The sequence below is a fragment of the Streptomyces marianii genome (assembly GCF_005795905.1).
In the GTDB taxonomy this organism is placed as follows: domain Bacteria; phylum Actinomycetota; class Actinomycetes; order Streptomycetales; family Streptomycetaceae; genus Streptomyces; species Streptomyces marianii.
In genome coordinates this window covers 7,801,724-7,827,129 of the sequence record NZ_VAWE01000001.1, presented here as the reverse complement: position 1 = coordinate 7,827,129, position 25,406 = coordinate 7,801,724, and the positions used below count along the sequence as shown (strand labels likewise).

General features: G+C 72.2%; 23 protein-coding genes. 12 read left to right on the top strand and 11 right to left on the bottom strand.

All coding sequences use genetic code 11. The features are described from left to right. Nucleotides 1–289: 289 nt before the first annotated feature. Nucleotides 290–1,162: a universal stress protein gene (locus FEF34_RS35325; protein WP_171053215.1), complete on the bottom strand. Its 873-nt coding sequence runs from the start codon at nt 1,160–1,162 to the stop codon at nt 290–292. Between the two features lie 240 nt (nt 1,163–1,402). Between FEF34_RS35325 and FEF34_RS35320 the strand changes: the two genes are divergently transcribed. The 6 genes from FEF34_RS35320 (at nt 1,403) to FEF34_RS35295 (ending at nt 6,848) form a co-directional block, all read left to right on the top strand. Beyond that, nucleotides 1,403–1,825 (top strand): Hsp20/alpha crystallin family protein, encoded by a 423-nt coding sequence (locus FEF34_RS35320; RefSeq protein WP_138056799.1) that lies wholly within the window; start codon nt 1,403–1,405, stop codon nt 1,823–1,825. A gap of 185 nt (nt 1,826–2,010) precedes the next feature. Then, nucleotides 2,011–2,676 carry a CBS domain-containing protein gene (locus FEF34_RS35315; protein WP_234042677.1) on the top strand — a complete coding sequence of 222 codons (666 nt, stop codon included), beginning with the start codon at nt 2,011–2,013 and terminating at the stop codon, nt 2,674–2,676. 142 nt (nt 2,677–2,818) lie between these two features. Continuing rightward, complete coding sequence (locus FEF34_RS35310) at nt 2,819–4,285, top strand: AAA family ATPase (protein ID WP_138056798.1); 1,467 nt, start codon at nt 2,819–2,821, stop codon at nt 4,283–4,285. A gap of 170 nt (nt 4,286–4,455) precedes the next feature. Then, nucleotides 4,456–5,205: a CBS domain-containing protein gene (locus FEF34_RS35305; protein ID WP_138056797.1), complete on the top strand. Its 750-nt coding sequence runs from the start codon at nt 4,456–4,458 to the stop codon at nt 5,203–5,205. A 94-nt stretch (nt 5,206–5,299) separates the two neighbouring features. Next, nucleotides 5,300–6,001 (top strand): OsmC family protein, encoded by a 702-nt coding sequence (locus FEF34_RS35300; RefSeq protein WP_234042676.1) that lies wholly within the window; start codon nt 5,300–5,302, stop codon nt 5,999–6,001. Nucleotides 6,002–6,194: 193 nt separating this feature from the next. After that, on the top strand, nt 6,195–6,848 hold the full coding sequence (locus tag FEF34_RS35295; protein ID WP_138056795.1) for a CBS domain-containing protein: 654 nt from the start codon (nt 6,195–6,197) through the stop codon (nt 6,846–6,848). Nucleotides 6,849–7,002: 154 nt separating this feature from the next. On the opposite strand, the gene FEF34_RS35290 is transcribed toward FEF34_RS35295, so the two are convergent. Then, complete coding sequence (locus FEF34_RS35290) at nt 7,003–8,496, bottom strand: bifunctional aminoglycoside phosphotransferase/ATP-binding protein (protein ID WP_138056794.1); 1,494 nt, start codon at nt 8,494–8,496, stop codon at nt 7,003–7,005. A 565-nt stretch (nt 8,497–9,061) separates the two neighbouring features. Next, nucleotides 9,062–9,523 (bottom strand): allene oxide cyclase barrel-like domain-containing protein, encoded by a 462-nt coding sequence (locus tag FEF34_RS35285; protein ID WP_138056793.1) that lies wholly within the window; start codon nt 9,521–9,523, stop codon nt 9,062–9,064. A 589-nt stretch (nt 9,524–10,112) separates the two neighbouring features. Between FEF34_RS35285 and FEF34_RS35280 the strand changes: the two genes are divergently transcribed. Next, entirely contained in the window at nt 10,113–10,781 is a 669-nt protein-coding gene (locus tag FEF34_RS35280) for an esterase/lipase family protein (RefSeq protein WP_138056792.1), read from the top strand. Between the two features lie 486 nt (nt 10,782–11,267). Next, nucleotides 11,268–12,173: a universal stress protein gene (locus tag FEF34_RS35275; protein ID WP_138056791.1), complete on the top strand. Its 906-nt coding sequence runs from the start codon at nt 11,268–11,270 to the stop codon at nt 12,171–12,173. 506 nt (nt 12,174–12,679) lie between these two features. Here the strand turns inward: FEF34_RS35275 and FEF34_RS35270 are convergent. From FEF34_RS35270 to FEF34_RS35250, 5 genes are all read right to left on the bottom strand, one after another. Beyond that, nucleotides 12,680–13,273: a fasciclin domain-containing protein gene (locus FEF34_RS35270; protein WP_138056790.1), complete on the bottom strand. Its 594-nt coding sequence runs from the start codon at nt 13,271–13,273 to the stop codon at nt 12,680–12,682. A 136-nt stretch (nt 13,274–13,409) separates the two neighbouring features. Then, nucleotides 13,410–13,829 carry a CBS domain-containing protein gene (locus tag FEF34_RS35265; protein WP_138056789.1) on the bottom strand — a complete coding sequence of 140 codons (420 nt, stop codon included), beginning with the start codon at nt 13,827–13,829 and terminating at the stop codon, nt 13,410–13,412. 170 nt (nt 13,830–13,999) lie between these two features. Then, nucleotides 14,000–16,399: a glycoside hydrolase family 65 protein gene (locus FEF34_RS35260; RefSeq protein ID WP_138056788.1), complete on the bottom strand. Its 2,400-nt coding sequence runs from the start codon at nt 16,397–16,399 to the stop codon at nt 14,000–14,002. Nucleotides 16,400–16,466: 67 nt separating this feature from the next. Then, a complete protein-coding gene (locus FEF34_RS35255) occupies nt 16,467–17,336 on the bottom strand; it encodes a universal stress protein (protein ID WP_138056787.1) in 870 nt (289 codons plus the stop codon). 227 nt (nt 17,337–17,563) lie between these two features. Then, entirely contained in the window at nt 17,564–18,481 is a 918-nt protein-coding gene (locus FEF34_RS35250; RefSeq protein WP_138056786.1) for a pyridoxamine 5'-phosphate oxidase family protein, read from the bottom strand. A 209-nt stretch (nt 18,482–18,690) separates the two neighbouring features. Between FEF34_RS35250 and FEF34_RS35245 the strand changes: the two genes are divergently transcribed. Beyond that, a complete protein-coding gene (locus FEF34_RS35245) occupies nt 18,691–19,365 on the top strand; it encodes a CBS domain-containing protein (protein WP_138056785.1) in 675 nt (224 codons plus the stop codon). 151 nt (nt 19,366–19,516) lie between these two features. Here the strand turns inward: FEF34_RS35245 and FEF34_RS35240 are convergent, their stop codons facing one another. Next, on the bottom strand, nt 19,517–20,338 hold the full coding sequence (locus FEF34_RS35240) for a universal stress protein (RefSeq protein WP_138056784.1): 822 nt from the start codon (nt 20,336–20,338) through the stop codon (nt 19,517–19,519). A 299-nt stretch (nt 20,339–20,637) separates the two neighbouring features. Between FEF34_RS35240 and FEF34_RS41640 the strand changes: the two genes are divergently transcribed. Then, entirely contained in the window at nt 20,638–20,808 is a 171-nt protein-coding gene (locus FEF34_RS41640) for a hypothetical protein (RefSeq protein ID WP_171053214.1), read from the top strand. A 397-nt stretch (nt 20,809–21,205) separates the two neighbouring features. Here FEF34_RS41640 and FEF34_RS35235 read toward each other — a convergent pair whose 3' ends face one another. Together FEF34_RS35235 and FEF34_RS35230 are read right to left on the bottom strand one after the other, a co-directional pair. Next, nucleotides 21,206–21,859: a fasciclin domain-containing protein gene (locus FEF34_RS35235; RefSeq protein WP_138056783.1), complete on the bottom strand. Its 654-nt coding sequence runs from the start codon at nt 21,857–21,859 to the stop codon at nt 21,206–21,208. An 82-nt stretch (nt 21,860–21,941) separates the two neighbouring features. Next, nucleotides 21,942–23,531, bottom strand: a complete 1,590-nt coding sequence (locus tag FEF34_RS35230) for a molybdopterin-dependent oxidoreductase (RefSeq protein WP_138057917.1) — start codon at nt 23,529–23,531, stop codon at nt 21,942–21,944. Between the two features lie 348 nt (nt 23,532–23,879). Here FEF34_RS35230 and FEF34_RS35225 point away from each other — a divergent pair, with 348 nt between their 5' ends. Continuing rightward, complete coding sequence (locus FEF34_RS35225) at nt 23,880–24,473, top strand: sigma-70 family RNA polymerase sigma factor (RefSeq protein WP_138056782.1); 594 nt, start codon at nt 23,880–23,882, stop codon at nt 24,471–24,473. After that, on the top strand, nt 24,470–25,216 hold the full coding sequence (locus tag FEF34_RS35220; protein ID WP_138056781.1) for an anti-sigma factor: 747 nt from the start codon (nt 24,470–24,472) through the stop codon (nt 25,214–25,216). Before FEF34_RS35225 ends, FEF34_RS35220 begins: the two co-directional genes overlap by 4 nt. Nucleotides 25,217–25,406 lie beyond the last annotated feature (190 nt).

The window sequence follows — 25,406 nt, the reverse complement described above, 5'->3', positions numbered from 1 at the left end:
GCCCCGAGTTCGTCGCCGCCCCGCAGGGGCGACGTTCCAGGACCGGTCCGGCGGCCGCGGCGCGCATGGGCGGGAGGGGCCCATCCGCTTCTCGCGGATCCTGATTGCGCGGTGCACGATGGTGTGTCGGCCACTTTCCACCGCTCCCCCGCGTCCCTCGCGGGCCCCTCCCGTCATCTTCAGGAAAGCAGTCGTCCCGGCCCGGCAACAGGACCGACCGGGCCGACGCGCCGGGCCGAACGGCCCCATCCGGCCTGCCGGTCACACCGCCCCTCGCGTCCCGGCTCCGTCACACCGGCCGGGCGGGAGGCACGATCACCACCGGGCAGGAGGCCTGGTGCAGCAGGCCGTGCGGGACGGAGCCGAGCCGCATGCCGGCGAAGCCCTCACGTCCCCGGCGTCCGACGACGAGGGCCAGCGCGCGCTCGGCGACGCCGGCCAGTACGTCGACCGGGTGCCCGGGCAGTACCTCACGGCTCAGGGGGACGTCGGCCCACGTGGCGGACCGCCTCTCGGTCGCCGCGTACAGGTGGCGTTCACACGCCTCCATCGCGGCCTCCTCGTCCCAGAAGCCGAATCGCGGCCGCTGCCAGGCCCACACCGCGTGCACCGAGGCACCGGACCGCGCCGCGACCCCGCAGGCGTAGTCCACCGCGGCGTCGGCCGACTCGCTGTCGTCCACCCCCACGACGACACGGGGCGGCTCCTCCACCGTGCGCTCGCCTTCCGGCACCACCACCACCGGGCAGGCGGCGTGGGCGCTCACCGGAACGACCGTCGAGGCCGCGCTGAGCAGCTGGGCCAGGCGGCCCAGATGCCGTGACCCCAGAACGACCGACTGCGCGTGCCCGGACTTCCGTACCAGGACCGCTGCCGGGTTGCCCGGCTCCGCGGACACCGTGACATCGAGCTGCGGATGGCGCTCCCGGGCTCGCGCGGCCGCCTTGTCGAGCGCTTCCTCACCGAGCGTGTGCATGGCCTTGTGATGCGCCGTCTCCTCGACGCCCCGGACGTGGTGGGTCACCGGCAGCACGGCGTGCACGAGATGGAGACGCGCTCCGCGGCGCGCGGCTTCGTCGGCGGCCCAGTCCAGAGCGGCCTCGGCGGGCTGTGCCGCGTCCACGCCGTACATGATCGGAAGTGCTCCGCCGTCGGACGTCATGGCTCCTCCAGCCGCTTGCGAGCGAGTACCGGCCCCGCCGGACGATGCCGGCATCTGCACGTTACGCAAAGTGAGGGCTCGGGACGAGGACCGTCCGGCCCAGTCCGGCGAGCTGTTCGTCCCGGCGGAACGGTCCGCTGGGACCATCGGGCCCCGCTACGGGCTGTTCGGCCCCTGCGTGCCGGGCGCGGCGGCGGTTGACTGGTCGTGTCGTAACCGCAAGACCGAGGAGGCCGGATCATGGCTGTACTCGCACGCAAGCAGAGGTTCCCGTTCCCCGATCTGCCGGACTGGTTCGAGGACTTCCCCGCCCGGTTCAGCATGCCGGCCATGGCCGATCTGCACACCATGAGGATCGAGGAGTACACGGAGGGCGACAGGTACGTCATCCGCGCGGAGCTCCCGGGCATCGAGGTGAAGGATCTGGACGTGACCGTGGAGGACGGCATCCTCACCATCAAGGCCGAACGTACCGAGCGCGAGGTGGACAAACACCGCAGTGAGATCAGGTACGGATCGATCACCCGCGCTCTCGCTCTGCCGAAGAGCGCCGACGAGGGCGACGTCCGCGCCGAGTACACGGACGGCATGCTCACGGTGAGTGTGGGTCTGGGCGAGGAGAAGCCGGAACCCAAGCACATCGAGATCAAGCACGCCATGTGAAACCGTGAGCACCGGCGGTGTCGTCCGGACGGGCCGCGGCATCCCGTACCGTCCGGCGACCCGCACCGGGGCCCGGGTCACCGCTGTTCCACCGCTCTGGCTCCGGGCCCGGGCAGAGCGTCCCCTCAAGCCCCTGCGCGTCCCGCGCGGACCGCAGCCCCGAGACAGGCCCACCGGGAGGGGCGATGACGAAGCACAGCAAGGTCGGGGGCCTGATGACGGGGGAGGTCGTCTCCGTCGTACCGTCAACGCCGTTCAAGGAGGTCGCCAAGCGGCTCGCGGAGCACGACATCAGCGGTCTGCCGGTCCTCGACGAGGACGACCGGGTGGTGGGCGTGGTGTCCGAGACCGACCTTCTGGTGCGCCAGGCGCTGGCCGCGGACGCGGTGTGCGGAACGCGGCGGTCCGGACCGGGAACCGGCACACGGGGCGGCGACGAGGGCGACGCGATCACGGCGGGCCGGCTGATGTCGGCGCCGGCGGTCACCGTCCACGCGGACGAGACCGTCGCGGCCGCCGCCCGCACCATGCTGCGGCGCTGTGTCGACCGACTGCCGGTCGTCGACGACGAGGACCGGCTCGTCGGCATCGTCACCCGGCGTGATCTCCTTCTCGTGTTCCTCCGCCCGGATCCGGAGATCCGCCGGCGAGTGGTCGAGGAGGTGCTGGTGGACACGATGGGGCTGGCACCGGATGCGGTCGACGTCCATGTCGTCGACGGCCGGGTCACCCTGGAGGGCACGTTGGAGACGCCGGCCCAGATCCTCATCGTGAAGAAGCTCACGGAGCAGACGGACGGGGTGGTCTCCGTGTCCGACCGCCTCACCGCCCGGGGTCCTGACTCCCCCTGAGCGGGTGCGTCGGCGAAGGGTCGGGGGCGCCACGCCCCGGAGGCACACGGCGTCCGGCTGCCGAGTCCGCCGGGCGCGGGCGGGAACACGGTCACGCGCGGTCGCCCAGCACAGAGAAACGGGCCAGCACTGGAGGTCTCCGGTGGCACGGGACGCAGCCGGTATCGAGCGGCCGGAGGCCGTGTTCGACCGGGAAGCCGAGTGGGAGGCGCTGGCGGCCTTCGTGACCGACCAGCGGCCCGGACCGGCCCTCGGTCTGGTCACGGGCCGGCGGCGGCAGGGGAAAACGTATCTGCTTCAAGCGCTGACCAGGGCTACCGGGGCCTTCTTCTTCGGGGCACACGAAGGCACGGAGAGGGAGAGCCTCCAGCGTCTCGCCGAGGCGTTCGCCGACCACACCGGATCGCCGCGCGTGCCGGCATGGCGCAACTGGGACGATGCCGTCGACGCGCTGCTCGGGTCCGGTGGCGAGAGACCGGCTCCGGTCGTCGTCGACCAGTTTCCGGATCTCGTCGGCCAGAGCCCCACCCTGCCCTCCGTCGTCCACCGGGCCTTCAAACGGGCCCGGCACACCCCGCGCACCCGGCTGCTGCTCGGCGGCGACTCGTCTCTGGTGACGAACAGGCTGTTCACCGACCACTCGGCACTGCGCGAACTGGCCGGGATGTCGATCACCGTCGAGCCCTTCGACTTCCGGCAGGCGGCGGCCTTCTGGGACATCGACGATCCGCGTCTGGCCACCCTCCTGCACTCGGTGGTCGGCGGCACTCCCGCCCACCGCGGCTTCGCGTCCGGTGAGGGCCCCACCGGCATCGAGGACTTCGACGCCTGGATGTGCAGGACCGTCCTCAACCCGAGGACCCCCCTCCACTGGGAGGCCACACGGCTCCTGAACGAGGAGGCGGACCAGCACGACCGCCCCCTGTGCCATTCGATTCTGAGGGCGGTGGCCCTGGGGCACGTCACGCCGTGGGCCGTCACTCAGCACGTGAGCCGGCCCCGGACGGATGTGTCGCATGCCCTGCGGCTCCTCGAGGACTGCGGACTCCTCCGGGGCGAACCCGACGCGTTCCACACCGCGGCACTCCGGTACCGCATCGCCGAGCCGCTGCTGGCCTTCGACCACGCGGTGGTCGCCCCTCGTCGTTCGGCGCCGGAGCAGGAGGACACCGGCGGTACCTGGGAGAGGCTCGCGTCCGACTTCAACGGCACCGCTGTGCCTGCCGCCTTCGCGCAGCTCTGCCGCGACTGGGCGCTCCGCTTCGCGTCCCCCGACACGTTCGGGGCGCCTGTCGCCACGGCCGCCCACGGCGCCCTGCCGCGAACCGAGAACGGGCCGGAGCACGAGGCCGAGGTGGTCGTTCGCGGCGGGGGGAGCCACCGGCCCCTGCTGTCCGTGGGCCAGGCCCGGTGGAACGAGATCATGGACATCCACCATCTGGACCGCCTGCGCCATGTCCTCGCAGTCCTCGCCTCGCGGGGCGAGGACATCAGCCGGACGAAACCCGCCTGCTACGGCGGCGCGGGCTTCAGTCCCCGGCTGCACGCGGCACAGGACCGGGGAGAAGTGCTCCTCGTCGACCTCGATCGGCTCTACCGCGGTGAGTGACCACCGGGGATCCCGGCCGCCGGAGGCGGTTTCCGGGGCCATCAGCCCTTTCCGGGGGCCGTTCGGCTCTGATGACGCGACGGGCTGCGGGCGGAGAGTGGGAGGGCAGTCCGCCGAGGCGGCGTGAACGACTCCGGGCGGAAGGGGTCCGGGGCGGAAGGAGTGAGGACATGCAGCACCGCAGCATCTCGGAGGTGATGACGCGGAGTGTCGTCACGGTGCACCGCGACTCGTCCTTCAAGGAGATCGTGAGGCTCTTCGAGGACAACGACATCACGGCCGCACCGGTGGTGGACGACGGCGGCCGGCCCCTGGGCGTCGTCTCCGAAGGAGACCTGCTGCGCAAGGCGGCGAGCCTGCCGGACCCGGACGGCCGCTGGACCCGGCTGCGGCTGCTGCCCCTGGACGAGGCGCGGGCGGAGGCCGAGACCGCCGGGGCCATGATGACCTCCCCCGCCGTCACCGCCAGGCCGGACTGGAACATCGTGGAGACGGCACGGACCATGGACCGCCACAAGGTGAAGCGGCTGCCGGTCGTCGACGAGACCGGCAGGCTCGTGGGCCTGGTGAGCCGTCGTGACCTGCTGCGCCCCTTCCTGCGCCGCGACGAGGCCATCGGCGAGGAGATCAGGACGGACGTACTCGGCCGAACCCTCGGCCTCGCACCCGGCAGTGTTCGGGTGTCGGTTCACGAAGGGGTGGTCGCCCTCAGCGGCCGGGTCGCGGCACGCGCGGACATCCCGGTCGTCGAACGGCTCTGCCGCTCGGTGGACGGGGTGGTCGCCGTGCACCACACGATGGAGTACGGGTACGACGACCCGGCGCCGGACGTCGAGCCCCCGAGTGGGCACCCGGCGACGGCCGCCGCACGCGAGGCCCGGCATGAGGGAGAGGGCGCATCCGCGCGGAGTGGGCCGTGAGGGGCGGAGTGGGCCGAAGGGAAGGGCTCCGTGCCCACCCCCCTCCCGGGGAGCGAACCCGCTCTCCGCACACACGCTGAAGGACGGTGTCGTCGTGGAGGAACACCACCGCACAACGCATTCGCGTCAGCTGCACACCCGGTGCGGCCGCGCGATCCGCGTGGCCAGATTCGCGCCGCACGAACTGCCCGCGGGGATGGGACGGGTGGTTCTGGACACCCTCCGTGCACCGTACGACGACCGCGAGGTATGGGCGTCGCTCACTCCGGGGGAAGCCAGGCAGCTCGCCGGGCTCCTCCTCTCGGAGGCGGAGGCGGTCGAGAGCCGCACGCCCGGCTCCGAACCGCACCTCGCCGTCGTGCCGCTGCACGGTGACGCCTGTGAAGTGAGGGTGCGCGGTCACGCGTTGACAATCGATCAGCCGGTCGCCGACGGCGGCCAGGACACGGGTCCCACACCGGTCGAGCTGTTCGTGGCGTCCGTGGCCGCGTGCGTCGCCCACTACGCCGGGCGTTACCTCGACCGGCACGGCCTCGATCGCGGGGCCCTGCGCGTCACCGCCGACCACACGATGGCCGCCGACCGCCCCGCGCGCGTGGCCGCGCTGACCGTCGACGTCGATGTGCCCGAACTGCCACCGGCCAAGGCCAGGGCCCTGGAGGCGGTGGCCTCGCACTGCACCGTCAAGAACACGCTCGAGCACCCTCCCGCGATCACGGTCCGGCTCCGCGACGACGGCCGGGCTCCGCGGCCGGCGGGCGGTTCCGCGGCCGACGCGGACCGGCCCCACCGGTGAGGCACGCTACGGCGGGGGCACGCGATCGGCGTCACGTGTGGAACCGGGTCCGTTCGGACCGTCGGTGGGGCCGGTTGGGCCCTGTGGCGGGGAGGTCGCACGCACGAGATTGTCAGGGGGGACAACGCGACGAGGGGCGCCGGATCCGGGTCGGCCAGTACCGCCCGAGGCGCTCGGAAAGGGCTGACGAGAGATGAGGCACCGGAGCGTTGCCGACCTGATGACTCCTGATGCCGTCGCGGTCGCCCCCGGCACCGCCTTCAAGGAGATCGCCCGCCTGCTGGACGAGTTCGGCATCAGCGCCGTACCCGTCGTCGATGTCGACGGGCGACCGCTGGGAGTGGTGTCCGAGGCGGATCTCGTGCGCCGTCAGGCATCCGGAGGCGGGGCTCCCATGGCCGAGGGGCTCATGACGAGTCCCGCCGTCGTCGCGCGTCCGGAATGGAGCGTGGTGAAGGCCGCCAGGGTGATGGAGAAGAACCGGATCAAGCGACTGCCGGTGACGGACGACGCCGGCCGCGTGATCGGGGTGCTCAGCCGCAGTGATCTGATCCAGCTGTTCCTGCGACGGGACAGGGCGATCCAGGAGGAGATCCTCGAGGATGTCCTCACCCGTACGCTCCGTCTGTCGCCGGCCGCGCTCTCCGTCGAGGTCGCGGACGGCCGGGTGACTCTCAGCGGCACGGTTCCGCGCAGGAGCCTGGTTCCCGTGACCGTGAGACTCTGCGAGAGCGTCGACGGTGTCGTGGACGTCACCGACCGGCTGACCTTCACCTGGGACGACACCGTGGGCAGCTCGCGCGAGCCGAGCGCCGCGGCGGGTGAGGCGCCCCGCGGAGCACGGTGATACCGACCGATCGGCGGCGGCGGCCTGCGTGAGTTCCCGCTGCCCCGGTCGAGTCGTCCGTCGAAGGGCACGTCGTGCACGCCGTCGCCGCGCTGATGGAGCGCCGGGGGCGGGCGGGATCACCTTGCGGAGCACAAGGTACGACCGACCTGCCTCAGCCCGGTGCCATGTACGGGCGCCGGAACGGCGGCCTCGGTCCGGCGCCCTCGGGGTGGATCGCCGCCAGCGCCTGCCCGACCGCCGTGGCGAGAGCTCCACCCGTGTCCACCCGCACCGCCTCGGGCCACGGATCGGCCGCCCTCGCCATCGCCTCCGCGACGGCGGCGTCCGCGTCGGACGGGCCCGGGCGGCGCACGGTCAGCCTGCGGTCGGCGACCTCCTTCGGCACGGAGCACACCAGCGGGACCAGATCGGCGCTGCACAGGCGCGCCGCGTCGGCTGCACCGTCGCGCAACTCGCGGGACGTCCAGGTGGCGTCGACGACCACCGACTCACCGGCGGACAGCAGGGCCCTGGCTCGGGCGACCAGTTCGCCGTAGGTCCGCCGGGTCCACACCGGGGAGTAGATGCCTCTGCCGTACTCCGCTCCCGCCGACGCCTCCGGCGGCATCCCGGAGAGCTCTTTGCGGACCCGGTCGCTGCTGAGCAGAGTGAGACCCAGCCGGTCCGCGAGCGCGGCGGACAGGGTGGACTTGCCGGTGCCGGGGAGTCCACCGACCATGATCATGCGCACCGCCGAGGTGCGCAGGTGCCCGACGGCGATCCCGGCCAGTCGTACCGCCTCCGAACGGGCCTCGGGCGCTCCCTGGCGGGCGCGGAGGACGGCGACCTTCTCCCGGACGAAGGCCCGGTAGGCGACGTAGTGGTGCCACAGGGAGGTGGGGGCCGGGTCGCCTGCGTACTCGCTGTAGCAGGAGAGAAAGTACGCCGCCGCGTCCGGGGCGCCGAGGCGTTCCAGGTCCATGGCGAGGAATGCGGCGTCGTCGAGACCGTCGACGTGGCGAAGGGTGTCGTCGAACTCGAGGCAGTCCAGCAGCCGCGGCCCGTCGTCCAGGCAGAAGATGTCCTCGGCCAGCAGATCCCCGTGGCCGTCCACCACCCGGCTCTGTCGGATGCGGTGGTCGAACAGGCTCTCACGCCCCGCGAGGTAGCGCCGCACCCGCCCCTCGGTCTCCTCCAGGCTGTGCAACGGGGCGATGCCCTCCCCCTGTTCGCGCACCTGCGCAAAGCTGGACTCCCACCGCGCGAGGAGGGCGTCCCTGGTGCCGTCCCGTGAGATGTCCGCGCTGCGGGGCGAACGGGCGTGGCAGGTCGCCAGCAGCCGCGCCACCTGGCGCACGTGCTGAGTGACGGGGGCCCCGACGGCCAGGAGATGTGACAGCCTGCGGGAGTCGGGCATCCGGCGCATCACGACGACCGGCTCCGGCGGGAGGCCGTCCGGCCCACGGAACTCGCCCACTCCCTCGTACACATCCGGGGAGAAGCGCCGGTTCAGCTCGACCTCCCGCGCGCACGCCCGCTGACGGGCGGAGGCGCTGCTGAAGTCGAGGAACCCCATGTCTACGGGCTTCTTGGCCTTGTACGCCCGGTTTCCGACGAAGACCACGACCGCCGTATGGGTCTCGGCGACGGCCGGCTGGAGGCCCATGCCGTTCCCGGGCGGTGTCGCGGGACCTCTCGCCGCGACAGTGCCCGTGTGCGGAGGAGTCACGTCCGTCTCCCCGTCCTTCGCCCCGAGTGGTGGGCACTTCCAGCGTCCTCGCCGCACGGCCGGCCGGCCCATGGGCTTCCCGGGTCCGCCCCGGGACCGAGTGGCCCTTCCGGCCGGCCGTCACCGGCGATCGGCGGGTGACGACCGCACCGTGCGGTACCGCCGCCTGAGCCCGCGCAGCGGGTAGGCGCCCGCCCCGCACAGCGGGCGGGCGCCCCTGCCAGAACGGTCAGGCTCCGGAGAAGTGCGTAGTGACGGCTGCCGCGGAATCGTCGCCGTAACGATAGCGATAGCGATAGCGCGCAGCCGTACCCGGAAACCCCGGGTTCGACGATCTTACGAATGACCGCCGCGAATCCACGCTTGGAACGTGGGCCCGACCGAGGAAGTCCACCGCGTTTCCCGGGAATCGACCATTGGCGGCTGGCCCATTACCCGGGCGATGGCGTGGAGTTCGGTCCGGCGCGTCCGGCGGGTGGGGCAATTCCGAGCGGCACGGCCATCAGGAGGTGGAGCACTTGCGGCCGGTGATGACCTTGAGTTCGTAGAGCCCGCCTCCGGGTTGCGACTCGGTTCTGACCACGCGGATCTGGCCGCTGGCCTCGCAGTACTTGCCGGTGCCTCCGGTGATGGCGATGAGATAGGGGGTCTGCGGGTCGCGCGTGGCGTTCTGCCAGGTGAGCTGGCCTTCTTTGAGGACATAGGACCCGTAGCAGGTGGTGGTTTCGTCGGGGGTGGAATCGACTATGACGCAGTTGGTCGTGACGAAGCCGACTTTCTTGTTGTTCTTGCCCACCAGGTCGGCGGTGACGTTGGGGAACTGCCCCTGAGAGTTGGTGGTGGTGAGGGTGAACTGCTTCACGCTGTCCTTGTCCCGGTCGGTGTCCCCTTGGGCGGGGGATGCGATGAGCATGGCGGGAAGCAGCGTCAGTGCACCCAGCGTCAGTGCGTGTGAGGCTTTCATCGGTGTCCTCGATTCTGGGGTGTGAGGGAGACGTTCCCTAGGTGATCTAACGTCGGCTCGGCCCGGACTTCCTGTTGTGTACGGCCGGACGGGTGTATGTACGCCCGACGCCACTGCGGCACTGCGGCACTGATCGCCGGATACGCCTGGCGGTGGTCCATCGAATTCGCCTCCGCCGAAGGCCGCACCCCGCTCGGCGTCGGACAGGCTCGCAGCCGCACCGAGAACGCGGTGCGCCGCATCGTCCCTTTTCGGCCATGTTCTCCCATCTGCCGTGGCGGCCCCGCCCGACTTCAGGGCCGCCACGAAATCCGGTTCAGCCCACGACCGGTGGAGACGCTGCCGCTTCGCAGCCATGCCCACGAACAGTGATATAGGCCACCAAATCACCCTCCCGCGGTACGGCATGCCCCTGACGCAACATCACTTGCGGCTGTGCGTTACCTGATTGAAACCTCTTGCTACCTAGCGGTAACAAAACAGTTCGTGCCACATTCACGCCCATCACCGGCCGGTGCACCCCCCTCTTCCCCGCCAGAGCTGGAGCTCCCACGCTCCCGCCTGGCCCAGTCCCCGGAGAGATCCCCCTATGAGACGCTCCGCCCGCACCGCCACCCTCGTCGCCGCCCTGGTGGTGGCACCGCTGGTCACCACACCGCAGGCGCACGCCGCAACCCGCAACCCCGTCCTCTTCGTCCACGGCCTGAGCAGTTCGGCCAGCACCTGGAACACCTGGGTCGGCAAGTTCAAGGCCGACGGCTACGCGGACTCCGAGCTGTTCACGTGGTCCTACGACTGGAAGCAGTCCAATCTGACGACCGCCTCGCAGCTCAGGAGGAAGGTGGACGAGATACGCGCCACGACGGGCGCCGCGAAGATCGACATCGTTGCCCACTCCATGGGCGCCCTCAACTCCCGCTGGTACGTGAAGTACGGCGGCGGCACCTCCACCGTGGACGACTTCGTGTCCGTGGCCGGCGTGAACCACGGCACCGACATGTCGCTGTTCTGCTCCTTCTACACCTCCTGCCGGGAGATGGTCGCCGGCAGCACCTTCCTCAAGACCCTCAACTCCGGCGACGAGACACCCGGCAGCGTCAACTACGCCACCCTCTGGTCGACCTGCGACGCCATGATCAATCCGGACGAGTCGGCGAAACTGGACGGTGCGACCAACACGTCCGTGGGCTGCAAGACGCACAACGCCATGAACGAGAACTCCGACAACTACGCCAAGGTCCGGGACTTCATCGCCTGACGGTCCGCCTCGTGCACGGCATCGCCGACGGGCCGTGCACGGCGACCCCCGCAGGGTGGAGCCGGCGATCGGCCGGACTGCCCTGCGGGCGAACCGGCCGGCATCCCGGTGCCCGCGCGCCTGCTCGACGAGACGGCGGAGCTCGGCATCGCCGTCCGGACGGTGTCCCGCCGAGTGTGCAGCAGTGTCTCGCCCCCTGGTCATGGGGCGGCCATCGCGCAACCCTCCGAGGAGAGAAGCTCATTGGGGAGGTGACGCGATGGCCTCGCCCCGGCACCACTCACTCCGGCTGACGGTGTCACCGCGTACGGCGGACGGAGTCGAGTCGATCAGGGGCCCGGCCCAGCGGATCCTTGCAGGAACCGGTCGCGTCGGATCGTGCGCAAGGACCGGCCGGTCCACCGATGGGGCCGTGTGGCCCCTGATCGCACCGGAGCCGGGGCGCCACGCTGGGTGTGGCAGACCTCACCACGGGAGGTGGAGACCATGTCCCGAACCGTCACCGTCGGTCTCGACGACTCACCGGAGAGCCGGGGGGCGGCTGAGTGGGCGGCACGTGAGGCGCTGCTACGCGGACTGCCGCTGAAGGTCGTGTACGTCCAGGAGCGCGCGTCCCGCTACGTCACCCGGACTCCGCTGCTGGACCTCGACGGCTACCGGCGCTGGGCCGAGCAGCTGACACAGGAATCGGCTGACGGCATACGGCTTCGCCATCCGGGCGTCGAGGTGATCACCGAACAGCCCACGGGGACCGCGGCCGACGTCCTGTGCGAGGCGGCGGGCTTCGCCGAGCTGCTGGTACTGGGCTCGCGGGGACTCGGCAGGCTCACGGGGTTCATGGTCGGCTCGGTGAGTCTGGGAGTCGTCGCCCGCGCCGAGCGACCGGTGGTGCTGGTACGGGCCACGGAACAGGCCGCCGACGAGCACACTCCGGATCCGGCGGGCGTGCCGTCCGCTGCGACGCCGTTCCGGCCCGTCGTGCTCGGCCTGGACGTCGATCAGCCGGACGACACGCTGCTGGACTTCGCCTTCGACGCGGCCTCGCGCAGGAAGGCCCCCCTGCGGGCCGTCCACGCCTGGCCCGAACCGCCGCCTTCCTTCTACGGCTTCTCGGGGGGCGCGGAACTCCACGACAGGCTCGAGCGCGAGCAGGCCTCGCTCCTGAGCCAGGTGCTGCGTCGCTGGCGGCAGAAGTTCCCGGACGTCGAGGTGATCGAGGCGAGCCGCTGCGGCAACGCCGCGCAGGTCCTCGTCAACGAATCCCGTGACGCCTCCCTCGTCGTTGTCGGCCGGCGCATCCGCTCCGGTCCCCTGGGCACTCACATCGGCCACGTCACCCACTCCGCCCTGCACCACATCGCCGGTCCCGTGGCGGTTGTCGCTCACAGCTGAGGCGCGTCTGGCGGGCGGACCGGACTGCACGGCATGGGCACAGGCCCCGGATCGCCGGGCGGCCCCGGCCGGAGCCGCATCGCGCGACGCCGCCCTCCGGAACCGAGCCACGAACACGGTCACTCCCGAGCGGGTCCGCAGCCGCGATGCGCCGGGCGAGCTCTACGGCTTCCGGGCCGACGGCGGATTCGTGCCGGTGACGGTGCGCACCCCGGCGTGGCGGTGTCACTTCGCGGGGGCGGCATGGCCGCCCCCGCCCTGCCCGACGCCGACACCCTCGACCTGCCGCAGCCGATGGCGGTCCGAAGGACACCGGTCGCCCGGCCCGTGCGGGCGTGCGGGCCGGCTGCGCGGATCCGGGGTCCCGGCACCCACGGTCACGGCCACAACCTCGGCGACCAGGGGGCGGAGGCCGTCTTCGGCGTGATCCACCCACCCCGGGTGGCCCCGTCGGTCACGGCCGTCCGTTCGCGACTCGGCCGGTCCGCGGGGGGGGGATCCCCGGGTCAGCCGGGCGGGGTGAGGAGCCCGTCGATGAGGTAGACGGTGGCGTTGGCGGTGGGGATGTTGCCGCAGACGATGTCCGCCGTGTTGTTGACCTTGAACGAGGTACCCGAGCCGGAGGTGGTGAGCTGCGAGCCCTCCAGCGTCTTGAACGAGCCGTTCGGCAGCTCGCTCGGGGTGACGTCGGCGTCCACGACGTGGTAGGTCAGTACCTTCTTCAACTGCTCCGGGTCGTTCAGCAGGGAGTCGCGCTGTGCCTGGGTCAGGCTGTTGAAGGCGTGGTTCGTGGGCGCGAAGAGGGTGATGTCCTTCGCCTGGTTGAGGGTGTCGCCCAGTCCGGCCTTCGTCAACGCCGCCGCCAGCTGTGCCAGCTGGCGGCTTCCGGCCGCGGCGTCCGCCACCTTCTGTTCGGCCATGGCCGCGACACTGCCTTCCCCGCTCCGGGGCAGTTCCGAGCAGTCGGGCCCGAACGTGCCCGTCGGAGCGGGAGTCGGCGCCTGCGCGTAGGTGTGCGGGGCGAACGCGCCGAGCGCGAGCGGGACGGCGACCGCCGGGGCGATGGCGGCCTGTGCCATACGAGTTGCCGTGAACCTCATGGTGACCTCCTCGGGGACGAGTTTCTGAGCGTGCCGCCGGGGCCGCCCGGCCGGCGTGCCCCGGACGGCGAGGGAAGAGAGCCGCATCCGGACGCAGTGCCTCTCCCGGCGCGGTGACGAGGGACCTCCCCGGTGGTCACTTCCCGGCGCAGACGACCTCGACGAAATGCCCCACCCGCTCCTCCGGCAGGCGGCGGGCGAGGTCCGCCTCGCTGATCATTCCGACCAGGCGGTGGTTCTCGACGACCGGCAGCCGTCGGATCCTGTGCTGCTCCATGGCCTGCAGGACCGCGTCCGAGTCGGCCCCCGCGTCGATCGTCACCGGCTTGCCCTGCTCGAGCATGCCCGCGGTCATGGTCTTCGGGTCCTTGCCCTTGGCGACACACTTCACCACGATGTCGCGGTCGGTGATGATCCCGTGGAGCCGGTCGTCCGGCCCGCAGATCGGCAGGGCTCCGATGCCCAGCTCACTCATCCTGCGTGCCGCGTCCGCCAGGGTCTCGCTCTCCTGGATGCACGTGGCGCCGACGTGCATGATGTCCCGTGCAGTGGTCATAGCCGTCTCCCTTCGAGCCTCGCGACCTGCGCGGAGAGCCGCCGTGCCGACCGGCCCCCCATGCCAGTGTGGGTCGTCCGCAACCCGTGCGCATGCCAGGGCGCACGCCGTTCCCGGCGGCTGCGGGACGGCCCGGGCATGTCGTGGTGCCGACGGCACGCGAGTGCAGGTCAACCCGGCGGCAGCACGAGTGTGCAGCTCTCCCCCGGCGCGACGGTGACGGCCCTGTCGGTCAGCACCACCCGGATCGGCGATTCCTCCGATTCCGGTACGACGATCCGCAACTGCCCCCGTCGCAGCCGTACGCCGACGCCCCAGTGGCCGCGGTACCGCAGCGAGAATCCGTACTCGGACAGCGCGGGAAGAGGCACCGGGTCCAGCCACAGCGCCTCCTCGCGGGTCTCCAGTCCGGTCAGGCCGCGCTGGACCAGGTCGAGGGTTCCGGCCATGGCGCCGAGGTGGATGCCTTCGCCGGTGGTGCCGCCCTGGATGTCTGCGACGTCCGCCTCCAGGGCCTCCCGGCAGTACTTCCACGCGTCGGCCCGTCTGACCCGGGCCAGGACCCAGCCGTGGACGAGACCGCTGAGCGTGGAGCCGTGGCTGGTGCGCCGGAGGTAGTAGTCGACCGTCCTGCACCAGAGCTCGTCGTCGAGGCCGTAGCCGAGACGGCCGAAGAGCTGCCGCAGCTCGGCCGGCGAGAAGAGGTAGCCGAGCATCAGGACGTCGGCCTGCTTGGATGCCTGGTAGCGGTTGACGTCGTCCCCCTCGGCCTCGAGTATCCGGTCGAGGCGCCGGATGTCGTCGTACCGCTCCCGGTAGACGTCCCAGTCCAGCTCGTCGAGGTCCCCGTACCCGTCGAACTGGCTGATGACGCCGCGGTGGTGGGGCACCGTCAGCAGCCGGGACACCTCGTCCCACCTGGGGAGTTCGTCGGCGTCCAGCTCCACGCGTTCCAGGAGTTCCCGGCGACGCCATTCCGGAAGGCGCCGCACGAGGTCCACGGTGCGGCCGAGCACCCACGCCGCGGTGACGTTGGTGTACGCGTTGTCGTCCAGTCCGGGCCGGTCGGCGCCCGGGTAGCCATCGTGGTACTCGTCGGGGCCGACGACCCCGCGGATGCGGTAGCGGCCCGACGCGGGGTCGAGGGCGGCGGTGCCCGCCCAGAAGCGGGCGATGTGCAACAGCATCTCCGCTCCCTTGGTGTGCAGGAACTCCGTGTCGCCCGTGGCCTCGCAGTACCGCCAGACGTTGTACGCGACCGCCGAGCCGACGTGGTGCTGGAGCCGGGTGCGGTCCGGCAGCCACCGGCCCGAGCGGGGGTTGAGATGCAGCCGTGGGGCCTCCTCACGGCCGTCGCTGCCGCTCTGCCACGGGTACATCGCCCCGGCCCGCCCTGCCTCCCGGGCGGCGCGGCACGCCTGCGGAAGGCGCCGGTACCGGTAGTTCAGCAGCGCGCGGGACACGTCCGGGAAGTGCAGGTTGAGGTACGGCAGCACGAACAGCTCGTCCCAGAAGACGTGCCCGCGGTAGGCCTCACCGTGCAGTCCCCGGGCCGGCACGCCCACGTCGAGGTCCGCGGTGTGCGGCGACACCGTCTGCAGGACGTGGAAGAGGTGCAGGCGCAGGACGCGGCCGGCCCGGCCGGGCACCTGGACGTCGGCGTGCCGCCACAGCTGGGCCCACGCGGTGACGTGGGATTCCATCAGGGCGGGGAAGTCCCCTGCTGTGGACGCCCGGTCGACCGCCGCCTCGAGCGGATCGCCGATCGCCGGGTCGCGTGAGGTGTGCAGCGCCACGGTCTTGTCCACGACGACGGGAACGCCGGGAGCGATGGGTATCACGAGACGGCGGACGGCTCGGTGCCGAGCGGGACGGAGCCGCGACGAAATCGGCTCCGGACCGTGGACGACCGTCCGGGCCGCCATGGCGACACCGACGTCGGAGCTGTTGGTGCGGCAGCGCAGCCACACGGTTTCGGACTCCTCCACACCGGTCTGCACATGCGCCAGGTGGCTCCGGTTGAGGGACCGGTACCGGTGCACATTGGCGTTGACCACATCGCCGTCGATCGCCGACTCCACCTCGATCTCTCCCGACCAGCCCTCGGCGGTGAAAACGGTGCGCAGCACTGCCAGATGGGGGTCTGCCATGTGCACCACGCGGATCTGCTCCACGCTCAGCACGCCGGCCTGCTCGTCCCGGTAGCGGAAGGTCCGGGTGAGCGTGGCACGTCGCAGGTCGAGGGTGTGCCGGTACTGCAGGAAGGAACGGGTGTCCGCGGTGAACCACCGGCCCGGCTCTCCTCCGGCGGAGCGGAGGCGGAACCTCAGCGGCAGCCAGTTCGGGAGGTTGACCAGGTCCTCGTTCACCACCGGCCGCCCGGCCACGGTGGACTCCAGGCGGTTGTAGCATCCGGCCGCGTAGGTCCCCGGATAGTGCACCAGGCCCGCCCTGCTCTCGGGGACGGCCCCCCGGGTGGCGAAGTAGCCGTTGCCCAGTGTGCAGAGCGATTCACGCAGCCGTTCGGCCGCGGGTTCGTAGCCCTCGTACTGCCAGGTCCACTCCGCCATGTGCCGTCCTCACCCCTCTTCCTTCTCTTCCTTCCCGAGGTGTACGGGAGCGCGGTCGACGCGGAGGTCAGGTGCGCTCGGGGACGACGGCGACCGGGCACTCGGAGTGGTGGAGCAGGGCGTGGGCGACCCTGCCGAGCTGCAGACCGAAGTGGCCGTGCGGTCTCAGGGCGCCGACGACCAGGAGGTCGGCGCCGGCCGATGCGCTCAGCAGGACCTTGTGGGCGGGCCCCTCGGCCGCTCGGGCTTCCACCTCGACCCGGCCCCGGACGAGATCGCGCAGTGCTTCGTCCAGGATCGCCGAAGCCCGCTCCTCGTACGTGCGGCCGTCGTCGTCCGCGAGGAGAGGATGGTCCGCGTGGTCGTGCGCGGGGCTCCGCCATGCCCGCACGGCCTCCAGAACGCAGCCGCGGGCCTCGGCCTCGCGGAGGGCGAAGCGTACGGCTCCGACGTCCTCGGCCGCTTCGCCCACACCGACCACCACCCGTCCGAAGGCCCCCTGCCGGTTCCGCTCGGAACCCCGCACCACGACGACCGGGCACGTCGCGCGGGCCGCCACCGTGAGGCCGACCGATCCCAGCAGCAGCCCGCCGAGTTCACTGCGACCTCGGGATCCCGTGACCAGGGCGGAGGCGTCGTGCCCCTCGCGCAGCAGCGCGGACACGGCATCGTCGGGCAGTACCTCGCCGGACACCTTCACCTCGGGGTCGCGCAGCCGGGCGCGCTCCGCGGCGGACGCGACGATGTGCTCCCCCATGACCTCCTCGGCCGGACGATCGGTGCCGAAGGACGGCCGCCTGCCCTCGTAGCGCTCCCACAGGGAGGCGTAGACCAGGCGCAGGGGGAGCCCGTGCCGTGCCGCTCCGTCGACGGCCCAGTCGACCGCCTGCAGGCTGGAGTCCGATCCGTCCACGCCCACGACCAGCGGGAGTTCCATCGTCCCCACCGCCTTCCTGTCCGGCCTCGTCGAGCGCCCCCTGTGAATACCGTTGCACCACCCGGAGACCGCCGCGACACACGCGGGATCGGCTCCCGGACCTCCCGCCGCCGGTGGCGCCGGCCCCGGCGCCCCGGTGGGGCCGTGCGTCCGGTAGGCCCCTCCCGCCTCCTGCCGCCTCGGGAACGGCCCGGCGGTCCCGGCGCCCGGTCAGCCGCCGGGCCCCCTCACCGAGGAGCCGGACCGATACGGCGGCCGGTGAGGCGCCGGGGCCGGATCGACACCCACATCTCCCGCTCCCCGCCCGCCCACGGGTGGGTGTGGGCGCCGTCCGCCAGCCGTCGCACCGCATCGGGTTCCGTGACGTGCCGCGCCGGGCCGACGGCGAGAACACTCCAGCCCTGACCGGCGGTCTCGTCCAGATGATCGACTTCGAAGGCGACCTCGGACCCCACGGCCGCCGCGGGCACCGAGCCGGGTGCGGTGCGGAAGGCGATCTCGTCGTCGACGACTTCGTAGTTCACCGGAACGACCGCCGGGCCGTCGAGGGTCGTCAGGGCGACGCGGCCCACCCCATGGGTGGACAGCAGGGAGCGGCACTCGTCCGCGCCGAGCTCCCTGAGCTCGGGGTGGAGGAGGGCCTGGCCCTGCCCGGGCGGCTGGTCGATGCCGCCCCCGCGCAAGGCTTCCACGCTCGTTCCCAGCGCGCCGGCCAGTCGGGTCAGGGTGCCCAGACCGGGGTCGGCCGGGCGTTCTTCCAGGTACGCGAGGTACTGCGGAGCCATTGCGGCGCGGCCCGCCACGGTGGCCCGGGTGAGCCCCTGCCGCTCGCGCTCGGCGGCCACCCGCCGGCCGACGTCGCCGGGGCTGGGTGCCCGGTCCGGCCCGGGGCGGGCGGGCGTGGCGCCCGCCCGCCCCGCGTCCGGCCCCGAAGGCGCGGGCGTCGCCCCGGACGGGTGCTCCAGATGGCGGACGTGGGCGTCGGGGCCGGGAAACACCAGCGTGACCTCGTCCGTGTCCGACCAGCGCACGTCGTAGGGGGGTGTGCCATCCGCATGGTGGAGTCCGACGATCTCGCCGTCGCGCCTGTTACCGCCGGCTGCCGGGCTCTCGATGACGAGTTGATCGCCGAGGTGCGCTCGCATGACCGCCGCCCTTTCCTCAGAATGTTGCTGTAACCCAACGTGCCACGCGCGTCGTGCCGCCGCACGGGCCGGAGAGCCCTGATCCGGGGCCGACCAGTCCCCTTCGGGACGACGCCGGCGCGAGCCTGAGCCGCACCCCGTCGGAGTGCCGGTTCCGACGGCTCGACATGACCGCGTGCGCCGGCACGGGCCTCGAAGGGACGGGCGTCATGCACCACCGAACGGTCGCGGAGCTCATGACCCGGCAGGTCGTCCGGGCGCGGCGTGATCTGCCGTTCAAGGAGATCGTCAAGCTGCTGGCCGAGAACGACGTCACCGCCGTACCGGTGGTGGACGAGCAGGACCGCCCGATGGGTGTGGTGTCCGAGGGGGACCTGCTGCGCAAGTCCGCGGACCAGGCCGACCCGTCCGGCAGGACGGCGGTTCCGCAACCGGAGGCGTGGGAGAGGGCCAAGGCCGAGGGAGTCAGGGCCGAGGAGCTGATGTCGGCTCCCGCGGTGTGCGCGCGCCCGGAGTGGAACGTCGTCGAGGCGGCCCGTCTCATGGAGGTCCACGGCATCAAGCGGCTGCCCGTGGTGGACGAGACGGACAAGCTGCGGGGCATCGTCAGCCGCGGTGATCTGCTGCGGATCTTCCTACGTCGCGACGACGCCATCCGTGAGGAGATCACCCGGGAGGTGCTGCAGCAGACCTTGGGGCTCGCTCCCTCGGAGGTGTCGGTCGACGTGAGAGAGGGCCAGGTCGCCCTGGACGGATCCGTCGAGTTCCGCAGCCTGGTCCCCATCATCGAACGTCTGTGCAGGAGTGTGGACGGGGTCGTCTCGGTCTCCACGCACCTCACGTACCGGACCGACGACGCCGGAGGAACCGGCGCAGGCCAGTGAGTCGACGTGGAGCGGAGCCCGGTCGCGTCTCCCACGTCCGGTCGGGGGCCGGACGGTTGGGGCGAGGCGTCCGCGCGCGAGGGCGGTCACGGCGCCCGGTGGCCCGGGACGGCCCTGGCCGCCACGACGAGCCGTCTCGCGCTGTGAGCCGTCACACCTGCGGGACGACGGCGATCGGGCACGGCGCGTGATGCAGCAGCGCATGGTTGATCAGGCCCAGCTGGAGCCCGAGGTGCCCACGTCGCCTGCGGGCACCGACCACGAGCAGGTCGGCCTCGGACGCGGCCTCCAGGAGCGCCTGACGCGCCGGGCCTTCGACCACCCGACGGCTCACCGAGGCGTTCGCGTACCGCTCCACGGGACCGTTCAGCGCGTCGTCGAGCACCTGCGCGGGCGGGCGGCGCGGGGTCCGGACCCCGTACCCGGCCGGGGGCGGCGGATCTGCGAGGCCCCCGAACGGAACGCTCCAGGCGTGCACCGCGACCAGCCGGCAGCGCCGCACATGGGCTTCGCGCATCGCGAACTCCACCGCGGTGCCGCTTCCCTCGCCGTCCTCGACGCCGACGACGACGCTGCGGAACCGGACGCCGCGGTGCTCCGGCCGGCCGCGCACGACGACGACCGGGCAATCGGCGCGCGCCGCCACGGCAAGGCTGACCGACCCGAGGAGAAGCCCCGCGAGGTCTCCGAGCCCTCTGCGTCCGACGACCAGGGCGAAGGCGTTGCGCCCCTTGCCCAGCAGGGCCGTTGCGGGGTCCTCGTGCACCACCTCGCCCGACAGCCGGGCCGAGGGTGCGTGTTTCCTGGCCCGGTCCGCGGCGACGCCGATCGGATCGGCCGCCCCGTGATCCGGCGCGGCAGCGTGCACGAGGAGGAGCGGTACGTCGTGCCGGACTGCCTCATCGGCGGCCCAGTCCACCGCCTCCAGGCTCGCCTCGGACCCGTCGACGCCCACCACCAGCGGGATCGCCACCGATGTCACCTCCGCCACATGCCGGACTTCGTCCTCCCCCGGACCCGCAGCGGCCGGCAGCCTCCCGCAGCAGGCTTCGGCTCGCCGCTCGGTGCGACACCCGCCACCGGACGTGCGACGTGCACCGTCCTTCCAGCTTCTTACGCCACGAAAACGCCCGCAACGGAGCCCTTCGGCGGAGGCGGTCGCCCGGCTCCCCGAGTTGACGAGCGGGTAGGGAGCCGGTCGGCGTCAAGGAAGTGTCAGCAATCGGGACGGGCCATGGGGAGTCACGGAACGGGCCGCATACTGCTCGTGTGATGCCTGACTGGCTCCCGGACCAGGGGATACGCCGGGCCACTCTCGCCCTTGCGGGAGCGGCAGCGGTGCTGATCACCGCCGGCGCCCTCCTCGACGCCATGTGGGTGCTCGGCATCGGAGTCTGGGCCGTCATCGCGGCCGCGGCGATCGAGCTCGTGTACCGGCCTTGACGAACACCTCGGCCACAGGCGCACACCGGTCACCCGGGCCATGCGTTCGGGTGCCGTGGCCCGGAGGTCGACGGGTGCGTCCTCTCCCTCCGCCGGCGGCTTTGCGCCGGGCCTGCGATCGAACGCACGGCCACGGCCCGGCGGTTCCGCAACGAGCTCGCGCGCGGTGGGGCGTTGGCCGTACGCCCCACTTCGTTCCCGCTCGTTCCCGCTCGCTCCCGTCCCGCTTCGCTCCCGTTCGTTCCCGCGCTCGCAGGCCGTCTCCGTCGACGGCGGCGGGCCGCCGCGGGAGCGAGTCCCGGCGGCGGCCCTGCCCTCGGGCCCGGCGGAGTGCGGTCGGCACGACGGACGCGGGAGCCGGCGCACCGGCCGGCGCCCGCGCCGACGGGACGTCGGGTCAGGAGTCGGGCATGAGCACGGTGTCCACGATGTGGACGGTGGCGTTGGCCGTGGGAACGTTGCCGCAGACCACCTTGGAGTTGTCGTTGATCGTGTAGTTCTCACCGGATCCGCTGGTGGTGAGCGTGGACTTCTGCAGGGTCTCGTAGGTGCCGCTCCCAAGCTGCTGCGCGGTGAGCTTCCGGCCGACGACGTGGTAGGTGAGGACGTCGGTGAGCATCTGCTTGTCGGCGAGGACCTTGTCGAGGTCGGCCTTGGGGATCTTGGCGAAGGCGTCGTCGGTGGGGGCGAAGACGGTGATGTTCTCGGCGTTGTTGAGGGTGTCGACCAGACCGGCCTTCTTCACCGCGGCGACCAGGGTGGACAGCGCGGGGTTGTTGGAGGCGGCCGTGGCGACGGGGTCCTGCGCCATACCGTCGAAGGAACCGGCACCTTCCCTCGGCACCGAGGCGCAGGCCGGGCCGAAGGGGCCGCCTGCGGGTGCCGCCTCGGCCCCTGCCGGCGTCGGCTGCTCCTCGGCCGGGGCCGAGGAGGCGGACTTGTCCGCGGCCGTGTCGGGGCCGCTGTCGCCGCCGCAGGCGCTCAGCGTGAGCGGCAGAACGGCGGCCGCGGTGACGGCCATGGCGGTGCGGCGGAAACGCAGGGCGTACATCGTGTTTCTCCTTGGGTGTGCTCGTGGTTACCCGGCGTGATCGCCGAGTGGCGTGTGGGTTCGCCGGAGGAGGCAGGCGGGGCTATACGACGGTGACGAGCACGGAGTGCCGTCCGTCGGCGCCGTCGGGTACCGTCCGGGTCCGTCTCTCCGGCTGTGTCCGTCCACTGCGGTCGGTCGCGCGGACGCTCAGGGTGTGACTTCCGGGAGTGGCCTTCCAGGGGAAGGACCACTGGCGCCAGGTGTCGGTGGTGTGTTCGGTGGCGAGGTCGGCGGGCTTCCAGGGGCCGTCGTCGACGCGGATCTCCACCCGGTCGATGCCCCGGTGCTGGGCCCAGGCGACCCCGGCGACCATGACGGTCCCGGCTCTCGGCCGGGCGAAGGGCCTGGGGGTGTCGATACGGGACTGGGTCTTGACCGGTGCCCTGGGGGCCCATTCGCGCTTCACCCAGTAGGGGTCGTGGTCGGCGAAGGTGGTGAGTTCGATGTCCTCGATCCACTTGCACGCGGACACGTAGCCGTACAGGCCGGGCACGACCATGCGGACCGGGAAACCGTGGTCGAACGGGAGGGGCCGCCCGTTCATGCCGACCGCGAGGATCGCGTCACGGCCGTCCATCACCTCCTCGACGGGGGTACCCAGCGTCATGCCGTCGACGGAACGGGAGACGAGCTGGTCGGCGGGGCCGCCGCGGGAAGGGGGCTCCACGCCTGCCTCCCGGAGGAGTTCGGCCAGGCGTACGCCGGTCCAGCGGGCGTTTCCGACGTAGGGGCCGCCGACCTCGTTGGAGACGCAGGTCAAGGTGATGTCCCGCTCGATCAGTTCACGCCGCAGCAGATCCTGGAAGGAGACGCCGAGCGGGCGACGTACGCCCCTGCCGTGGATGCGCAGCCGCCAGGTGGTGGCGTCCACCCTCGGCACCACCAGGGCGGTGTCGACCCGGTAGAAGTCCTCGTTCGGGGTGGTGAACGGCTTCAGGCCAGGGATCCGCAGAGCGGCACCGGCGGGTACGGACGCGGCCGGTGAACCCGCCGCAGGCAGCCTGACCGCGGCCCGCGACGCGAGGGCGTCACCGCCGCGGGCGGAGCCGAGACCGCGTCCCAGCACACCCGCCCCTGCCGAGGCGGCGGCCGCGGCGGAGGCGGTCATCAGAAATCCGCGTCGGTCCCGGTCCGCCCCGCCGGTGGGGCTGTTCGGCACGCCGCCCCGGCTCACCGTCAGCCGGACGGTCAGCAGACGGAGAAGCGCGGCGCCGGCCACGGCCCCGACGGCGGAGGGCAGCCCGTCCGTCCAGGACACGGAGTCAGGTCGGCCGAGCGCGGCCACCGCACCGGTGGCACCGACCAGCAGCACCCCGGTGACGGCCGCCCGGCGGTGCCGCAGTGCGAGCAGGCCCAGCGCCACGGCGAAGGCCGACAGCACCACGACGATGCCGAGTTGCAGGACCAGCTTGTCGTGGGTCCCGAACTGACGGATCGCCCAGTCCTTCACCTCGGCCGGGGTGGCGTCGACCACCGAACCGCCGACCGCGGTCACCGGGCCCGCCTCCGGCCTGACCGCGGCCGCTGCGAGTTCCGCCACGGCGAGCGCTGCGAATCCGGCCAGCAGGCCACTGGCGCAGGCCGGGACGCGGCGGGTGGCTGATGCGCTCTCGATCGTCACGGTGGGAATTCGGCACCCGGGCCGAGCACGGATTGGTCGTTCCGGCGAACGAGGGAACGAGCGGGTCTCCGTTGACGCACCGCGAAGTCGTCCGCCGCGCCGAGGGCCCGGGGGACTCGACGTCTCTCCGCGCCGCGGCGGGCACCCGAGGTCGGCCCACCGTGGGGAGGGGCGGGGACAACGGGCGGCGACCGCACCGGCGGACGCCGCCGGGCCGCGTCCGGGGTCGAAAACCGCGGATCGGGAGAGCGGTGCACGGGCGGCTCGGACACGGATCCCTCTCGCGGCAATCCGCACGGCTCCCAGCAGCGAATAGCTGAAGAGGGCTGCTTCGCCCCGACATCGTTGAGGAGCTTCATGCCTGTCCCACGAGCTGCCCGCCCGGGCACTCCCGCCGCCGCGCACGGTCCCTCCGCCGACGCTCTCCTCGTCCAGGTCGCTCGTGGCGACCAGGATGCCTTCGGTGAGCTCTACGACCTGGTGAGCGGCGCGGTCTTCGGCACCATCCGCAGCGTCCTGCGCGATCCGGCGCAGTCGGAGGAGGTGATGCAGGAGGTCATGATCCAGATCTGGCGTACGGCTGCCGGGTTCCGGGCCGACAAAGGCAGCGGTACGAACTGGGTGCTGACGCTCGCGCACCGTCGTGCCGTGGACCGGGTCCGCTCGGAACAGGCGAGTGTCGACCGCGACCACAAGGCGGCCCTGCTCGACTGCACACCGGCCTTCGACCACGTCGCCGAGCAGGTCGAGGCACGCCTGGAGCACCAGCAGGTGCGGCGCTGTCTGCGGTTCCTCACACAGCTCCAGCGGGAGGCCGTCACCCTCGCCTACTACCGGGGGCTGACCTACCGCGAAGTCGCGGAACTCCTCGCCCTCCCCCTCGGCACCGTCAAGACGCGCCTGCGCGACGGCCTCATCCGGCTCCGCGACTGCATGGGGGTGGAGGCATGATCCGTCGCGCCGGCGGCGCGGGCCTGCACACGGCGACCGGCGCCTATGCTCTGCACGCACTGCCCGAGAACGAACGCGCGAGCTTCGAACGGCACCTCATGGACTGCGGCCCCTGCGCCCAGGAGGTCCGGGAGTTGCGGGCGACGGCCGTCCGTCTCGGCCTGGCCGCGACCGTCCGGCCCGCGCCCCAGGTGAGGGCGCGGGTCGTGGAGCAGATCCGGCACGTACGGCAGGAGCCGCCGGCGGTACTGCGGTACCGGACGCACCGGCTGCGCCGACTACCCCGTTTCGCTCTCGCGGCCGCCGTCGCCGTCGGCATCGCCGGCGGTGCCGCGCTCTGGCAGCACCAGGAAGCCGGGAGCGCCCGGGCCCGCGCGGAACGCGCCGAGGCCGAGGCCGCCCGGGTCTCCGGGGTCCTGACTGCCTCGGACGCGACCTACTCCAGCGGCCGGACGGAGAACGGCGCGAGGGCGACCGTCGTCGTGTCCCGGGAACGCGACCAGGCGGTGATGCTCGCCTCGGATCTCCCGGCTCTGCCGGAAGGCAAGGTCTACCAACTCTGGTTCGACGACGCCGGCATCATGCGCGACGCGGGCCTGCTCGGCGGTGGCACCGGCACCCACACCGTCCTCGTGCACGGGCCCGTACGCGACGCTTCCGGCATGGGCATCACCGTCGAACCGTCCGGCGGTTCGGCCTCTCCGACGAGCCCGCCCCTGATGGTCGTGGCGCTCCCCGCCTGACGGGGCACCGTCGCGGCGGTGCATGACCACCCGTCTGCCGGGCACACGACAGGGACTGCGAGCGGCTGCGTCCCGTGCGTCCGGCACACGGGGCCGCCCTGTCCCGAGGGGGTATCCGACGTGAGAGCACCACGTCGCCACGGAGGTACGACCACGGCCGAACCGGGTCGGGTCCGCGCACCCGGCGCGA

Excerpts from the sequence above, each read along its gene's own strand:
- FEF34_RS35315 (WP_234042677.1), top strand. The coding sequence starts at position 2,011 with ATGACGAAGCACAGCAAGGTCGGGGGCCTGATGACGGGGGAGGTCGTC.
- FEF34_RS35255 (WP_138056787.1), bottom strand. The coding sequence starts at position 17,336 with ATGGAACTCCCGCTGGTCGTGGGCGTGGACGGATCGGACTCCAGCCTG.
- FEF34_RS35320 (WP_138056799.1), top strand. The coding sequence starts at position 1,403 with ATGGCTGTACTCGCACGCAAGCAGAGGTTCCCGTTCCCCGATCTGCCG.
- FEF34_RS35235 (WP_138056783.1), bottom strand. The coding sequence starts at position 21,859 with ATGTACGCCCTGCGTTTCCGCCGCACCGCCATGGCCGTCACCGCGGCC.
- FEF34_RS41640 (WP_171053214.1), top strand. The coding sequence starts at position 20,638 with ATGCCTGACTGGCTCCCGGACCAGGGGATACGCCGGGCCACTCTCGCC.
- FEF34_RS35260 (WP_138056788.1), bottom strand. The coding sequence starts at position 16,399 with ATGGCGGAGTGGACCTGGCAGTACGAGGGCTACGAACCCGCGGCCGAA.
- FEF34_RS35325 (WP_171053215.1), bottom strand. The coding sequence starts at position 1,162 with ATGACGTCCGACGGCGGAGCACTTCCGATCATGTACGGCGTGGACGCG.
- FEF34_RS35270 (WP_138056790.1), bottom strand. The coding sequence starts at position 13,273 with ATGAGGTTCACGGCAACTCGTATGGCACAGGCCGCCATCGCCCCGGCG.
- FEF34_RS35280 (WP_138056792.1), top strand. The coding sequence starts at position 10,113 with ATGAGACGCTCCGCCCGCACCGCCACCCTCGTCGCCGCCCTGGTGGTG.
- FEF34_RS35225 (WP_138056782.1), top strand. The coding sequence starts at position 23,880 with ATGCCTGTCCCACGAGCTGCCCGCCCGGGCACTCCCGCCGCCGCGCAC.
- FEF34_RS35295 (WP_138056795.1), top strand. The coding sequence starts at position 6,195 with ATGAGGCACCGGAGCGTTGCCGACCTGATGACTCCTGATGCCGTCGCG.
- FEF34_RS35245 (WP_138056785.1), top strand. The coding sequence starts at position 18,691 with ATGCACCACCGAACGGTCGCGGAGCTCATGACCCGGCAGGTCGTCCGG.
- FEF34_RS35285 (WP_138056793.1), bottom strand. The coding sequence starts at position 9,523 with ATGAAAGCCTCACACGCACTGACGCTGGGTGCACTGACGCTGCTTCCC.
- FEF34_RS35250 (WP_138056786.1), bottom strand. The coding sequence starts at position 18,481 with ATGCGAGCGCACCTCGGCGATCAACTCGTCATCGAGAGCCCGGCAGCC.
- FEF34_RS35220 (WP_138056781.1), top strand. The coding sequence starts at position 24,470 with ATGATCCGTCGCGCCGGCGGCGCGGGCCTGCACACGGCGACCGGCGCC.
- FEF34_RS35305 (WP_138056797.1), top strand. The coding sequence starts at position 4,456 with ATGCAGCACCGCAGCATCTCGGAGGTGATGACGCGGAGTGTCGTCACG.
- FEF34_RS35275 (WP_138056791.1), top strand. The coding sequence starts at position 11,268 with ATGTCCCGAACCGTCACCGTCGGTCTCGACGACTCACCGGAGAGCCGG.
- FEF34_RS35265 (WP_138056789.1), bottom strand. The coding sequence starts at position 13,829 with ATGACCACTGCACGGGACATCATGCACGTCGGCGCCACGTGCATCCAG.
- FEF34_RS35290 (WP_138056794.1), bottom strand. The coding sequence starts at position 8,496 with ATGGGCCTCCAGCCGGCCGTCGCCGAGACCCATACGGCGGTCGTGGTC.